Source organism: Crystallibacter permensis, assembly GCF_025960875.1.
Taxonomy (GTDB): domain Bacteria; phylum Actinomycetota; class Actinomycetes; order Actinomycetales; family Micrococcaceae; genus Crystallibacter; species Crystallibacter permensis.
Genome location: NZ_JAODLR010000003.1, coordinates 265,067 through 278,462 on the forward strand (window position 1 = coordinate 265,067; position 13,396 = coordinate 278,462).

14 protein-coding genes are annotated in these 13,396 nt (G+C 62.8%); 6 read left to right on the forward strand and 8 right to left on the reverse strand.

The window, feature by feature from the left end:
* Positions 1-201: 201 nt before the first annotated feature.
* Entirely contained in the window at positions 202-462 is a 261-nt protein-coding gene (locus B0G38_RS05340) for a hypothetical protein (RefSeq protein WP_264668471.1), read from the reverse strand.
* A gap of 752 nt (positions 463-1,214) precedes the next feature.
* On the opposite strand from B0G38_RS05340, the gene B0G38_RS05345 reads away from it, so the two are divergent.
* Together B0G38_RS05345 and B0G38_RS05350 are read left to right on the forward strand one after the other, a co-directional pair.
* The gene (locus tag B0G38_RS05345) at positions 1,215-2,027 is read left to right on the forward strand and encodes a nuclease-related domain-containing protein (RefSeq protein ID WP_413542035.1); all 813 of its coding nucleotides are present in this window, start codon (positions 1,215-1,217) and stop codon (positions 2,025-2,027) included.
* 99 nt (positions 2,028-2,126) lie between these two features.
* Positions 2,127-2,480 carry a hypothetical protein gene (locus B0G38_RS05350; RefSeq protein WP_264668473.1) on the forward strand — a complete coding sequence of 118 codons (354 nt, stop codon included), beginning with the start codon at positions 2,127-2,129 and terminating at the stop codon, positions 2,478-2,480.
* On the opposite strand, the gene B0G38_RS23310 is transcribed toward B0G38_RS05350, so the two are convergent.
* The 5 genes from B0G38_RS23310 to B0G38_RS05370 form a co-directional block, all read right to left on the reverse strand.
* Positions 2,390-2,791, reverse strand: coding sequence for a transposase (locus B0G38_RS23310; RefSeq protein WP_413542036.1), 402 nt, complete (start codon positions 2,789-2,791; stop codon positions 2,390-2,392). The two genes, B0G38_RS05350 and B0G38_RS23310, sit on opposite strands and share 91 nt — an antisense overlap.
* Positions 2,722-3,543 carry an ISAs1 family transposase gene (locus B0G38_RS05355; protein ID WP_264668474.1) on the reverse strand — a complete coding sequence of 274 codons (822 nt, stop codon included), beginning with the start codon at positions 3,541-3,543 and terminating at the stop codon, positions 2,722-2,724. The genes B0G38_RS23310 and B0G38_RS05355 overlap by 70 nt, the downstream gene beginning before the upstream one ends.
* 231 nt (positions 3,544-3,774) lie before the next feature.
* Complete coding sequence (locus tag B0G38_RS05360; RefSeq protein WP_264668475.1) at positions 3,775-4,740, reverse strand: NAD(P)-dependent alcohol dehydrogenase; 966 nt, start codon at positions 4,738-4,740, stop codon at positions 3,775-3,777.
* 35 nt (positions 4,741-4,775) lie between these two features.
* A complete protein-coding gene (locus B0G38_RS05365; protein WP_264668476.1) occupies positions 4,776-5,630 on the reverse strand; it encodes a flavin reductase family protein in 855 nt (284 codons plus the stop codon).
* Positions 5,631-5,686: 56 nt separating this feature from the next.
* Positions 5,687-7,021: an NtaA/DmoA family FMN-dependent monooxygenase gene (locus B0G38_RS05370; protein WP_264668477.1), complete on the reverse strand. Its 1,335-nt coding sequence runs from the start codon at positions 7,019-7,021 to the stop codon at positions 5,687-5,689.
* A gap of 195 nt (positions 7,022-7,216) precedes the next feature.
* Between B0G38_RS05370 and B0G38_RS05375 the strand changes: the two genes are divergently transcribed.
* On the forward strand, positions 7,217-7,609 hold the full coding sequence (locus B0G38_RS05375) for a MerR family transcriptional regulator (RefSeq protein ID WP_264668478.1): 393 nt from the start codon (positions 7,217-7,219) through the stop codon (positions 7,607-7,609).
* A 131-nt stretch (positions 7,610-7,740) separates the two neighbouring features.
* Here B0G38_RS05375 and B0G38_RS05380 read toward each other — a convergent pair whose 3' ends face one another.
* On the reverse strand, positions 7,741-9,237 hold the full coding sequence (locus B0G38_RS05380; protein WP_264668479.1) for a DHA2 family efflux MFS transporter permease subunit: 1,497 nt from the start codon (positions 9,235-9,237) through the stop codon (positions 7,741-7,743).
* Between the two features lie 404 nt (positions 9,238-9,641).
* Between B0G38_RS05380 and B0G38_RS05385 the strand changes: the two genes are divergently transcribed.
* The 3 genes from B0G38_RS05385 (at position 9,642) to B0G38_RS05395 (ending at position 11,810) form a co-directional block, all read left to right on the forward strand.
* The gene (locus B0G38_RS05385) at positions 9,642-10,385 is read left to right on the forward strand and encodes an NADPH-dependent F420 reductase (RefSeq protein WP_264668480.1); all 744 of its coding nucleotides are present in this window, start codon (positions 9,642-9,644) and stop codon (positions 10,383-10,385) included.
* Between the two features lie 183 nt (positions 10,386-10,568).
* Positions 10,569-11,051 (forward strand): hypothetical protein, encoded by a 483-nt coding sequence (locus tag B0G38_RS05390; protein WP_264668481.1) that lies wholly within the window; start codon positions 10,569-10,571, stop codon positions 11,049-11,051.
* 291 nt (positions 11,052-11,342) lie between these two features.
* Entirely contained in the window at positions 11,343-11,810 is a 468-nt protein-coding gene (locus tag B0G38_RS05395) for a DUF2975 domain-containing protein (RefSeq protein WP_264668482.1), read from the forward strand.
* Positions 11,811-12,199: 389 nt separating this feature from the next.
* Here B0G38_RS05395 and B0G38_RS05400 read toward each other — a convergent pair whose 3' ends face one another.
* On the reverse strand, positions 12,200-13,282 hold the full coding sequence (locus tag B0G38_RS05400; RefSeq protein ID WP_264668483.1) for an alpha/beta fold hydrolase: 1,083 nt from the start codon (positions 13,280-13,282) through the stop codon (positions 12,200-12,202).
* Between the last annotated feature and the right edge of the window lie 114 nt (positions 13,283-13,396).

Genomic DNA, 13,396 nt, shown 5'->3' on the forward strand with positions numbered 1-13,396 from the left:
CGGGGACCCGCGGGTGAGTCGGTTCAACAAAGGATCGTTTACTGGGACGATAAGTGTGGGGCCGCCGGCTGTTGCTCGAATGCGAATTGCAGCGATAAATGGCGGTTTTTTAGTAGCGCTAAATGTCACCCTCGCTGACCCTCAGCTGATCCTTCTAAGGGGTGAGACCGCTTACCGTCCCGTTAGCCGGTCCGGCGCAGTCTAGGATTCGACGAGCGTCTGGATTGTTTCCGGGCGGACGCCGTCGAATTTCATCGCATCGGCTGCCGCTTCGGACTCCATCATTCGCTGAAATGTATCCATGTCGGGGACTTCGACGATCAGGCCAACACAATTGGTCTTCGCCGGATCAATGAATGTTCGAACCGTGATGCCCACAGGCCCGAAGATTTCTTCCCGTTTTGGTGAGCTGAGCCAATGCTCAACGTCGTCGACCTCGTGGGAGATTATTACTGTTGGCATCGTTGCCTGCTTTCTGAAGTTGCGCCAGGAGCCGGATGGGAGAGGGGCCGCGTTAGGACATCCTGATCAAGCTGAACCTAGCATGGCCTCGATCGCAGGGCTAGGGAAGAAAAACGACAGTGCGGCCCCTAACAAGCCGAGCCAGCCCAGAAGATAGTTAGGGTACGGGGCGACCTCGAAATGTACATCGTTGCTGTCGGCCCTCCTGCCCTCTGCCTACCGCCAAAGGGGGATTCACCGTTTACCGGTCCGGGGCACAGAAGCGTCATGCGGTGTAGCGGGCTCCGAGATGACGCCAAACGAACATGCCTCGAATGGATCGAATTCGTACGTTTCGAGACGACCCTAGTCCTGAACTTACTGGATGGGAACCCTTTTCGAGGGCAGATAGGCCGGACCTGTACCCGCCAATCTTCGATGTCAACGACGTTCCCCACGCGGCCAGGAACTCATCAGCGCATCGAGCTGGTCTGGGCTGCTCCCTCAGTCTCGTATCCCTAGCGATTCGGGTCACCTGGGTTATGAGACACATTAATTCGGATAGGAGAAGGGTTAGCTGCCCCGCACTGGGATCTTCACTGGAACAGTTCGCGAGGTCTCTGGATGCCGCTACGCGCGGCACACCCCGGAAAAGTTCCTGCCGTGGGTGAGGATTGAACCATGACAAAGCGCATCCACGGCCTGACCTCCGCCGTGATCTACAAGCAGACTGGGTCCGGTCCCTTGATCCAAAGTGCATCCTCATGAAGCAGATGAGGCTCCGGTACGCCGGAGCATGTCGGCTGTGCGGTGCCTCTCTTCCGGCCGGGACAGACGCGATCTATGAGAGCGAGACGAAGACCATCCGCTGCTTGGAGTGTGCCACCGAGGCTACGGAAACCATGTCCCCCGACGTGGAACCACCTTGTGATGAGTCGTTGTCCACCGAGCCGGGAGTAGCCGGGTCGTCCGCCCGGCGCGAATATGAGCGCCGCAAAGCGAAGGACGAGGAAAAGCTCCGCGAGAAGTGGGGTCGCTTCGGTGGCCTCGCAGTCGCCCTCTCTGACGAGCGGCCGCACACCAGGTCCTGGGATCGAGGCGCGATCGGTGAGGAACGCCTCGGCTCCCGGTTAAATGCCCTGGCCGCCGATGGCCTGGCTGTCCTCCACGACCGGCGCATCCCCGGCTCGAAGGCCAACATCGATCACATCGCCATCACTCCCGGTGGAATCTGGGTGATCGATGCCAAGCGGTATAAGGGACGTCCTGAACTGAAGATCGAGGGCGGCATCCTTCGCCCACGCGTCGAGAAGCTCCTCGTTGGCCGACGTGACTGCACGAAACTGGTCGATGGGGTGCTCAAACAGGTGGACGTCGTGCGCCACCTCGTCGGGGATGTCCCGGTCACCGGGGCGCTGTGCTTCATCGAAGCAGACTGGCCCCTGATCGGGGGCGCGTTCTCGACTCGTGGCGTTCACGTGCTCTGGCCGAAGCGGCTAGCCAAGGTGCTTATGGAGCAGACAGCTGGCGACGTTGATGTGGCGAGGATGCGTGAGTCAATAGCCTCGCGGTTCAAGTCTGCGTGACGTCAGGAGCGGACGTTTGAAGCTGTTCGGAAGCACCCTAAGGGATCAGCTATTGGGACAGTCATCCCGGGGCGGCTCAAAGGTTTCCAATCGAGGGCTATGGATCAGGCGCCATGCGTCCCGCTGGCTGAGACGGTCGTGGTGTTGCAGCAGCGCTGGGCCGGGGTTGGGGCGCGATTCCATATCCAGGATCTGTGGCTGTACGTGGCCGCGACGGTCGTGATCGTCCTGCTGTTCGCTGGCGTCCCCTTTGCGGCGTGGGTCGGGCTGATCTTCTCGATCCTGCTGATCCTCGTATCGGTGTTCTACTACAACCCGAAGATCATGGTCGAGCGCAAGCCCGGCATCATCGCAGGGCCTTTTCAAAGTCCGGTGAGTTTGCGGGCGATTTTCGGGTCGCGCATTGCGGTACGGAGAGCGGCGGTGATGTTGGTGGCTCCGGCGAGGCGATGAATGCTGATGGCCAGGTTCCGCAGGCTTGCCATTACGTGGGCGCCGTTGCCGGTCCTGATCTGTGAGGCGTCTTCGCCGTAGGCGGTGTCCCGGACCCAGTGCAGGCGGTTCTCGATGCCCCATCGGCCCCGGACATAGCCGGCGATGTCGGCCGCCGTTGCCTGCCCGGGAAGCAGCGAGGTGATGACGAAAACGTGCTCGCGGGTTTTCTCACCGGTGGCGTGATCGTGCCGGTCCCGGGTCAGGCGGACGGTCTGGCCGCGTGCGGGAAATCGATCCAGGCCTGGGCTTTCTGGGCGGTAGCGGACCAGACGGTAGTGCGTCCGTGCGCTTTCTCCCGGCGGACGTGGCCGGGTTTTCGGGTGGACCAGGTTTGGGAGCTGATTCTTTTGCGCAGCTTCGGCTGGTTGGTCTTGACGGTGAAAACGTAGTGCGCTCCGCGGGCGTGGAGGTCTTCGGCGTGCCCGGCCTGGGTATGCAGCGCATCGGCGGTGACCACCACCCCGGACAGGTCGCCGAGACGGTCCATCAGCGCGCCGAACTGGGGGATTTCGTTGGTCTTCTCGCCGATGGATTCCTGCCCGATCACGGTGCCGGTGGTGTGGTCGAGGGCGGCCATGAGGAACACCCGGGTCCCGCCGCCGTTCTTCGCGCCGCGGGCTTCCTTACCGTCCACGGCGATCGCCGGCCGTCTGCCGCGGGCGAGAGCCCGGGCACGGGCCCTGGTCCACGCATTCACGGCCGTGTCCAATGCCTTTGGATCGATGCCGGCGGCGATCCGATGGATGGTGGCCAGGGACGGGACCTTCCCGGCGGGGAACAGCTGCCCGGAACCGGCCGCGTGGCGGGCCCATTCGGCGATCATCGTCAGCGTTTTCGCGCCGGAGAACACGGCGCAGACCAGGACCAGCAGCAGATCGGCGAACGGGTACCGCACTCCGCGCCGGGCCCGCGGGTCCGGGACCTGTTCCAACGCTGCACGCAGCGAGCCGACATCGATCTGCCCGAAGTCCTGTCCCGTGTCCGGGTGGCGTTCGAGGACGTTCGTGAGGGAAGATGTCATCGGAGAACTCCTGTCATCGGCGTTGTGGTAAACACCGGATTAACAGGAGTTCTCCGTGATTAAAAGCAGCCACGCCGGGCAAATCAGGAGGGCCTCACCCCGCCCGACTTTGAAAAGGCCCTGGCATCATCGACTGGTTCGAAGACCTCGTGTACACTCTGCTGTTCGTCGCCGCGGCCTTCCTGCTCCTCGAGGTGTTGGGATTGACCCTCTCGTAGGTTCGCGCGGTCTTCAGTCGGCACCTGCCCGCGCCTCGACCACCACTTTGCCGAGCGCGTGGCCGTCGCCGACGTAGGTGAGCGCTTCGGGCACCTGTTCGAGTGGGAACACGCGGTCGATGTGGATACGGACATCTCCCGCGATGCATCGGTCGGCAAGAGGCGAGAAATGCGCCGGACCCGGCTTGACGGCGAGAACCCCCAAACGCCGACCCGTCATCGTGCCGATCAGTGCGCCTACCGTCACCACTCGCAGCAGGGCGCGCGTCGTCCCGCCGACGATCAGGTAGGTGCCACCGGGGGCGAGCGCACGACGATACGCGAACACCGACCGCCGGGCGACGAGGTCGATGATGAGGTCGTACGGACCGGTGCGCGTGAAGTCGTCGGCGCGATAATCGATGACCTCGGCGGCCCCCAGGGATCGCATGAAGTCGAGCTTGCCGGCGTTGTCCACGCCGGTGACATGGATGCCGGAAGCAGCGGCGGGCTGGAGCGCGAACGCCCCAGTTCCTCCGCCGGCGCCGTTGATCAGCATCCGCTCACCGGGCTTCGCGCGCGCAACTGCTTGCACCGCGATCGCCCCCGACTGCGGCAGTGTCGACGCCTCGGCGAATGACAGTCCGGCCGGCTTGAGCGCGAGAGCGTGCTCGGGCGCCACGGCGTACTCCGCGAAGCCGCCTTTCAGAGTGAGATTGTCGCCGTAGACATCGTCACCGAGCCGGAACAGCGTGGCCCCTGCGCCCACTGCCTGGACCACTCCCGCGATGTCCGAACCGAGCGTGCGGCGGGCGGGCCTGAATAGGCCGCCGAATCGGGCATAGGCGGGCGACCCGTGCAGCCCCTCCCAATCGCTCAGATTGACCGAGGTCGCTATCACCCGCACGAGCACCTGGCCTCTCCCCGGCGTCGGCGTGGCGATATCGTCGAGCCGCAGCACATCGGGCGACCCGTAGCGGTCATAGACGATCGCTCTCATGCCCCGACGCTAGTCGCGCCCGCCGGGGCGCGCAATCACTCGCCGTTCGGTGAAGATGTCCGCCCTCCTGCTGGCGGACAGCGTACTCGCGCGTCCTTCCGCGCGGCGCTCCGCGCCTGTGGAGTTTGGCGCTTCGTGGCGGCGTTCTGTGATCGCTCGGTGTCGCAGACGGGGCCCGCCCCGTCTTGCATCTCATGCGTTTCGAGACACAGAGGTTTCGAGACACGAGTCGGATGAGAAGCAGGAGCCGGCCGCCCGCAGGCGGATCCTCTGCTGAGACGAGTAATCGCATCGTTCTCGGGAATCGGCATGCTCGCTGGTCTAGCGTGTGGCCGCTGGTGCTGGTCTAGGGCCCTGTACTGGCCTTGGAAGTAGAGGAGTGGGTTGAGTCGTTGGTCATGGGTTGTTCCTAGTTGGACGACGTGTCCGATCACGATGATGTGGTCGGCGGCGTCATGTTCGGCCTGGATCCTGCAATCGAGCCATGCCAAGCTTCCGTCGAGGACCGGGTTGCCGTCGTTGGTCGGGTTCCATGAGATCCCGGCCCACTTGTCTGCGCCGCGGCGGGCAAACTGCCTGGATGTCACTTCCTGCGCTTGGGAGAGGACGTTCACCGCGAACGTCCCGGTCTCGCGGATCCGCGGGTAGGTGGTGCTGGTCTTCATGACGCTGAAGGACACCAGGGGCGGTTCGACCGAAACGCTGTAGAACGACTGGCAGGTGAATCCGATCGGGCCTTGGCTGTCGTGGCTGGTGATGATCGTGATACCCGAGGCATAACGGCCGACAGTCTCACGGAAGAGCTCCTGGTCAATGCCGACCTTGCCGCTCTTGCCGGTCTCTGGGTCAGTCCCCTGGTTGGTGTGGTTGCTGGTGGGTGTCGTCGTCACGCCGTTGCGGCCTTGTTGGTCGACAGCGGCAGGGTTGAGGCGGGCTTGAACGGATATCATTCGGTGAGGTTCGCGAGTCGGGGGTCGAGCCCGTACTGGGCGGGGGCGCCGAGGTGGTCGCGCAGTGTGGTGCCTTCGTAGTCCTGGTGGTAGATGCCGCGTTCCTGCAGGATCGGGACGACCTCGTCGACGAAGGTGTCGATGCCGTCTTCGTTGACGTCGATGGAGACCCAGAATCCGTCGCAGGCGTCGGCTTCGAACCATTCCTGCATGTGGTCCGCAGTGACCGACGCGTCGCCGACGGGGGTGGGGTGGTAGTCGATGACGCCGTGGGCGAGGATGTCGCGGATGGCCCATCCTTCGCGGGCGACTTCCAGGGCGCGCGCGGAGCGGGGATCGAAAGGGCTGGGTTGCGCTGCGCTGATCTGCGCGGGTGTGAGGGGCTCATCGAGCTGACTGGCGTCCAGCTGTAGATTCAGCATCGAGCCGAGGTAGGGGACGCGGGATGCTGCTGTGAGCTCGCCAAGGCCGACGCGCCGGTCCAGGGCGTCGCGTTTGGTCTTGCCGATGGCTGGCATGACTCCGGCGAAGTACTTGATTTCGTCCGGGTTGCGCCCTGCACGACGGGCTGATTCACGGTATGCCTGGCGCTGCTTGCGGGCGTCCTCGATGGTGAACACGGCGGCGATGACGCCGTTGGCGTACCGTCCGGCGAGTTCTAGTCCGTTTTCGCCCCCGCCGGCGGAGAAGATGACGGGCTGGCCCTGCTCGGACGGTGGGATGGGTAGCGGCCCGCGGGAGGCGACATGCTCCCCTTGCAGGTTGATGGGTTGGATCTTGTCGGCGTCTGAGAAGCGCGCGGTCTTCTGGTCCTTGATCCATGCGTCCTGCTGCCAGCTGCCCCAGAGGGCTTGGGTGATTTGGATGGTCTCGTGCGCGCGTTGGTAACGCTGCGGCGGGGGTGCGACAGTTTGTCCGAAGTTCGCGGCAGCGACAGGATCGCTGGTTGTCACGGCGTTCCACCCGGCGCGGCCGTGGCTCATCACGTCGAGGGCTTTGAACTGGCGGGCGAGGTTGAAGGGTTCATTGAAGGTTGTGGAGCCGGTGGCGACGAGGCCGATGCGCTTCGTGGCGCGGGCGATTGCCGCGAGGGTCATCATGGGTTCGAGGGTGATCTGGGGGGCCTCGTGATCCCCACCGGACTGCAGTCCGGGGAAGTCCGGAAGGAACAGGAAAGCGAATTTCCCGCGTTCAGCAGCCTGGGCGTAGCGTACCTGCGCGTCGAAGCTGGTGTAGTTGGCGGGGTCGACGCCAGGGGCGCGCCAGGCGGATCCCTGTGATCCGTATCCGTTGCCCAGATGCATACCCAGAATCATGTGCGGCTTGATCATCGGTTTTCCTCGTACAGCTTTCTCTCGTGGTGTTTGTGGTGGTGGTGTTGCTCGACGTGGTGGTCAGGGTGCGGTGGGAACAAGACCACGTCGCCGGGGATGTGTCGTGAGGGCGTGTTCCGGCTTGTCCAGTCTCAACATTGCCATTAGTGTGAAGGTCAAATCGCGCTGGACAATGAAGGGCCTGGAGGGCTTATGCGTATCGGAGAGCTTGCGAAGAAGACCGGGGTTCCTGCCCGAATGCTGCGGTATTACGAGGAACAGGGCCTCATCTCACCCCGTCGTCTCGCAAACGGGTACCGCACCTATGATGACTATCTTGTCGATCGGGTGCGGAAGATCCGGGGATTGGTGGACTCCGGGATTCCCACGCGAATCATTTCCGACATCCTGCCCTGCCTGGATCAGCCGCAGACCATCGTCGTGAGGAACGCGGAACCCGGGTTGCGGGAGCTCCTGTCTCAGGAGCGGGACCGTATGACGGAAAAGATTGAGTTCCTCACCCACAACCGAGACTCGATCACCCGCTACATCGAGGCGATTGACCGTGCTGCTGTCTCTCCACGCCAGGCGGCGCAGGCTGGCTAACCTCATCAAGGTCTCCGGGCAGCCCGGAACCAAGGGGGCCGGAAGCTTCACCCTGAAGCTTCCGGCTTCCGTTCACCCTGTGACCCTATGCCCGTGATGTCGTCTCAGTGGCCATGTTGTGGCGGCTCCGTTCAGGACTCGTCGGTGGCGGTGGGGGCTTTGCTGACAAAGAGCGCGCCGAGGACTGCTCCGAGGGCGAGGACCGCGGCGACGGTGAATGCGGCCCGTCCGGCGTCGATGCTCTGAGCGAGGTCGAGCGCTCCGGCATGGGATGCGTTCGCCCCGATGGTGAAGGCGGAGATAAGAATCGCACCGCCGGCGGCACCGGCGAGTTGCTGAACAGTTGAGAAGGCAGCAGTGCCGTGGGAGTACAGCTCGGTCGGCAGTGAGCCGAGGGCTGATGTGGTCAGGGGAGCCCACATCAGCGCCTGGGTTCCGGTCATCACCAGATATGTGACCAGAACCAGCCATACGCTGGTGTTCTCGTCGATGGTGGTCAGGGACCAGATGGAAGCGGCCCAAATGATCGACCCGGGAATCGCCAGCGGCTTCGGCCCCACCTTGTCGTAGACGCGTCCGCCCAGCGCGGACACGAGGGCGATCATCGCTCCACCGGGGAAGAGGAACAAGCCCATCTGCAGGGTGCTCAGTCCGAGGACGGCAGCCAGGATGAGCGGCAGGACGAGGATCACGCCGAAACCGTTCATCGCGACGAAGGTCATCACGATCGTCGGCAGGACGTAGGACCGCGTCTTGAAGATTCGCATGTCGAGGAACGCGTCCCGGTACCTCTGCAACCGGACCTGACGGTATACAAACGTGCTGACACCGATCAGTCCGATGAGGATCGGAATGTACGGGGCGACAGGTGCGTGACCAGAGACTGATTCGCCGATCGATGCCAATCCGAAGACCAGGCCACCGAAACCGACAACGGACAGCAGTAAGGAAAGCACGTCCAGGGTTACTGGCTCGGGCGCGGTGACATTCCGCAGCTTCACGGCACCAAGGGTCAGTGTCGCGACAATGATCGGGAGCATGAGGATGAACAACCACCGCCAGCTCAGCTGGGACAGTACCAGCCCGGAGACCGCGGGCCCGACGGCCGGCGCGATGGCGGGAACCGCCGTGACCAGGGCCATCATCCGCCCGCGACGCGAGGCCGGGACCAGGCGCATGGTCGTCGTGATGAGCAGAGGTACGAACACCGCGGTGCCTACCGCCTGGATGATCCGACCGGCAAAGAGCACACCGAACCCCGGAGCGACGACAGCGATGACCGTGCCGATCAGGAACAGTGACATGGAACCCAGGAAAATTGTTCGGGTATGGAGCCTGCGCATCACGAACCCGGTGGCCGGAATCAGGACCGCCAGCGTCAGCAGGTATCCCGTCGTCAGCCACTGACCGGTCGTGGGAGTGATGCCCAGGTCGGCGATCAACGTCGGCAGGGCCACGCCCAACATCATCTCGTTCAGCAGGACAACGAAGGTCGAGACCATCAGCAGCCCGATAACCATCGCACTGCCCGGTGCCATCCGGTCATCGGACCGGACTGCCTGGGTGTCACTAACTGCCCCTGGCGGAGCAGTTTCTAGGGTGGACGCGTTTGGGCTAGGTGCCGACATGGGGCTCTCCTGATCGTGGAATGGTCTCGAAGGCGGGAATCACCTGTACGACTGCGCAAGCGCCGTGGGCCGCGCGGTCCGGCGTGAACGGGGGGCCGATCCGGAGACGAGCAACTGCTGTGCTCAACCGGATGGAATCGATTCCCGTGAGTCGCGTGCGATCTGAATACGGGCCTACATCCGCCCACGCGTCAGCATGCTCGAGCAGGGCGGGCAGGAATGAGGAACTCACCGGACCATCGTGCAACCTTCTCATTAGTGAGAAGGTCAAATTCACGGATCCGATGTGACCAACTGCACTGTCCCGAGAGGGTGCGGCATCTCTTCTGTTGCCCCCGCTTGACCTTGACACTGTTGGAATGTTTGACACTTGAGGTGTTCAGTCAATCCACGGAAGGACTTTCATGAAGATCGGCATTCTCGGCGCAGGGTCAATCGGTTCGACGCTGGCATGCAAGCTCGCCGCGGCAGGGCATGAGGTGAAGGTCGCCAACTCACGCGGACCGGAAACGATCGAGGCCGACATCCTCGCGACAGGGGCGACTGCGGTCAACGCCTCCGATGTTGTGCAGGACGTTGAGGTCCTCATCACCTCAATTCCTCTGAGCGGGATGCCGGCGGTCAAGCCCCTCGTCGCGAATCTTCCTACGGACGCGCTCGTCGTCGACACGTCGAACTACTACCCGGCGAGAGACGGGCACGTGCAGGCCATCGACGAGGGACAGGTCGAAAGCCTGTGGATCGCCGAGCAGCTCGGCCGTCCCGTGGCGAAAGCGTGGAACGCCATCCTGTCGGGAACCTTCAAAGCCAAAGGCGCGCCGGCGGGGGACCCAACCCGCTTGGCCGTCCCTGTCGCGGCCGACCGTGACGCGGACAGGGAAACCGCGATGACACTAGTGGAGGACATCGGGTTCGATGCCGTCGACGCGGGCACACTCGCCGATTCCTGGCGTCAACAGCCCGGCGCCCCCGCATACTGCACCGAACTTCCACTCCAGGAAATGCCCGCCGCCTTGGCCGTAGCCGAAATGGGCGTACTCCCAGAACGCCGGGACAAAGCCATGGCAGCCATCGGCGAAAGAGTGCAGGCCGGGCGTGCGTTGACCGTAGCCGACCTCGTGGCACTTAACAGGGTTATGTACAGGTAGGAGGAGCCCCGGGAGCTGTCGCGGCGTATTCAGAAAACGATCCCGCAGTGGACGGACGCGGGGACAAAAGCGCCACTCACACTAAATTCGGAAGTTATCCCTTCGCAACGTTCCTCCCCTCCCGTACATATCGGTTCGCGGTTAGCGTGGGACAAACGTTGTTGCATCGAAGATAGGGGCAAAATGCGCACGGTAGCCAAGATGACCGCTGGTGTTGTCGTACTGCTGGCATTGGCCGGCTGTAGTAGCGACGACCAGACGCCTGGTGGACCTCCAGGCGTGTCCACGGAGGCAGAGGACGCCAAAACAGGAGACGCTGAAACTCAACGCGACCCTGATCAGTGGGCGAACCAGCAGTTCAACGAAGAGCGCTGGGGAGCGCCCGGCGTCCACCGCGCGTCCGGGGGTATTGGCCCCGGCGCCGGCCTAGAATTCACGCCTAAGACGGCAGGCTGGTACGACATAGGGATGGCATGTGAGGGGGCTACCTCCCTGACCGTTACCATCACAGCGGCCGGAGATGTCCTCGGCACCGGAAGCACTGACTGCGGTTCTCAGGTGACAACGAAAATGGAGCTCCCAGCCAGTAAGGTCAGCGTTGCGGTCGAGGCCACCGAGGTCAACGGCATGTGGGCAATGGCCCTTGCCCCGACCGACGCCCCGTAAGTTCCTCGCCCCTGCCTAGCCAGGGACTAAATCAGCAGAGTCTCCTGGAAATCTATTTACGTCTTTCGAGACGGGCATGTCCATTAAGCCGATCTTTGAATGGACCTACGAACTGCCTTAACTCGATCGTCTTCTTCGCCGCCCGCTCCGCCCTGGGATGCCGGGGGACAGTGGTTTCGTCACGGCCTTCGTTCGCCCATCGAGAGCTCCATGACTCCCGGTGCGGGGCCGGCTAACGCCGCCCCAACGCGGATGATTGACAGTCGATATAGGTGAGGCGATGATGACGGCATGATCAGGCAACAAGTTGCACGACTCCGTATCATATTCGGAGCGTTTGCTCTTGGCGCCCTGCTGGCCCAACTTGTGGTTGTTCCGCTGGTTGCGGCTGACTACGCCGAGGCCTACCCCGAGGTTGCGTATCTGGCGCCCCCGTACGTCACTGCAATCGTGGTTGCAATCGGCGGGTTCGAAGTGGCTTTGCTGGCAGCGTGGCAACTGCTCTCGGCCGCGGTGGTCGGCGAGGCTTCGGCCGGTCGGTCAAAGCGATGGGCCAACGTCATGGCAGTTTCCCTAGGTCTAATGGCAGTGCTCTTCGCAGGCGTTTGTGTACACGCCGGGTCCTTTGCAGCTGTGGGTGGCCCTCCGATGTTATTCGGACTTCTTACCTCTCTCGCCCTCGTGCCGGTCGCGTTCGGCATTAGAAACAAGGCATTGGATTTCTTGCTGGACGATGATGCCCATCGGGTACCCCGGTAGGTCACTCCGTCTGACCGTCTCCACGATTTGATGAGTCCTGTGTTTCTGAAAGCGCGCAGGCCCACGAGCCAGCAGCATAGTTCAGTTCACTCACGCACCGAGAGAGCATCGGCTATGGGGGGGGCGTAAAGTCAGAGCTTCCGAGGGACGATGACGCGAACGTCCGCTGCCTGGACTTCATCGAGCACCCACCGCTGGTACTTCTGATGGTCCGGGTATTTTTTACGATGATAATCCCGGACGACCTTCGTCTTGCAAGACCGGGGCCTGCTGGGATAACAGCATGGCGGAAAATTTCTTCTCAGCCCTGAAAAACGAGCGCGTCCACCGCACGAGGAACCGAGTGACGCCACTATGTTGCGTCATTCGGCTGCCTGGAGACGGTTTTTCTAGTTCCCCGGTATCACTTCGGTCGCCGCCGCAAGGGGTGTAGGCGGCACCTGAGATGTGGCACTGCCCTGAAGGAATTCTGTGATTTTCTTGGCCATGGCCTTCGATTGGGTCCATTGCAGGTTGTGCGGGCCCTCGACTTCGACGATTTCGTGGTGGCTGACGTTCTTGAGTTGGTTCTCGTGCGCCTCGAGCCAGTTGGGAATGGTGGCGATGCTGTCGCTGGCGAGCAAGTTCAGAACAGGCAGGTCGTTCGGGTAGGTGACACCGTGAAGCGCTGCGGCATTGCTGCCCACCCGGGCGGATTCGTCGGCGACCGCCGCATTGCCGTAGTTCCAGACTGTCATTTGGCACGCGCGTTCTAATTCAGCCCGGGTGTAGTCGTCGCTTGGCGGGTCCACCAAGTTGGGCGCAATGGAGACTACGGTTCGGACCAGGCCAATAGTGGAGAGTATTCGCACGACATTGATGCCCCCGCCAGGGGAGGAGTCCGTATCTGCCATGGCGGCGGGCACTGAGGGGTCGATGCCCACTACCGCGGATACTTCGCTCGGGTACCGGTTCGCGTAGTCGAGTGTGTAGAAGCCGGCGATCGAGTGTCCTGCCAGAACGTATGGCTTCTCGAGGTCGAGTGAGGACAGGGCCTCGTGGATCTCGGTGCTGATGTTCTTTACGGTCCGTTCGGGTGCGCTCATGTCGCTGTAGCCGTATCCGAAGCCCTCGACGACGACGACGTCGTAAGCATCGAGTTCCCTGATCAAAGGGGCGAAGTCCAGCGCCGGAGCGACCGTGCCCAGGCCGCTGAGCAGGACCAGGGGCTGTGCACCTTCGGTGCCAGCCCGAACGACGTTAACCTCGCCGCCGGTGACTTCCACGAGGCCGCCGTACTGAGCAGTACTCGACTTCTCCTGCTGTTCCAGAAGCGCGTTGGCCGTTGTGGATGCAAGTGTTATTCCCAGTGCGGTGAGAGCGATGACGCCGGTGGTTTTGAGTGTGCGCCGGAATGGCCGGCGGCGTTTTTTGGGTGCTCCTTGGGTTGCGTGGCTCGTGGTGTTCGGGAGCTGACGACTGACGCGTGACATGGGGACGTTTCCAGACTTGGGGGTGTTCGGATGAGGTGAGAGCCCGTTCAAAGGCGGGCCATTCGTCCGAATAACATCGCCCCCGAGGAGTGAAGGGAAGTCCTACAGACGTGT

Bases quoted from the DNA above. Each gene is read 5' to 3' on its own strand.
- B0G38_RS05360 (WP_264668475.1), bottom strand. From the start codon at position 4,740: ATGAGAGCGATCGTCTATGACCGCTACGGGTCGCCCGATGTGCTGCGG.
- B0G38_RS05385 (WP_264668480.1), top strand. From the start codon at position 9,642: ATGAAGATCGGCATTCTCGGCGCAGGGTCAATCGGTTCGACGCTGGCA.
- B0G38_RS05350 (WP_264668473.1), top strand. From the start codon at position 2,127: ATGGATCAGGCGCCATGCGTCCCGCTGGCTGAGACGGTCGTGGTGTTG.
- B0G38_RS05370 (WP_264668477.1), bottom strand. From the start codon at position 7,021: ATGATCAAGCCGCACATGATTCTGGGTATGCATCTGGGCAACGGATAC.
- B0G38_RS05345 (WP_413542035.1), top strand. From the start codon at position 1,215: ATGAGGCTCCGGTACGCCGGAGCATGTCGGCTGTGCGGTGCCTCTCTT.
- B0G38_RS05395 (WP_264668482.1), top strand. From the start codon at position 11,343: ATGATCAGGCAACAAGTTGCACGACTCCGTATCATATTCGGAGCGTTT.
- B0G38_RS05375 (WP_264668478.1), top strand. From the start codon at position 7,217: ATGCGTATCGGAGAGCTTGCGAAGAAGACCGGGGTTCCTGCCCGAATG.
- B0G38_RS05390 (WP_264668481.1), top strand. From the start codon at position 10,569: ATGCGCACGGTAGCCAAGATGACCGCTGGTGTTGTCGTACTGCTGGCA.
- B0G38_RS05340 (WP_264668471.1), bottom strand. From the start codon at position 462: ATGCCAACAGTAATAATCTCCCACGAGGTCGACGACGTTGAGCATTGG.
- B0G38_RS05355 (WP_264668474.1), bottom strand. From the start codon at position 3,543: ATGACATCTTCCCTCACGAACGTCCTCGAACGCCACCCGGACACGGGA.
- B0G38_RS05380 (WP_264668479.1), bottom strand. From the start codon at position 9,237: ATGTCGGCACCTAGCCCAAACGCGTCCACCCTAGAAACTGCTCCGCCA.
- B0G38_RS05400 (WP_264668483.1), bottom strand. From the start codon at position 13,282: ATGTCACGCGTCAGTCGTCAGCTCCCGAACACCACGAGCCACGCAACC.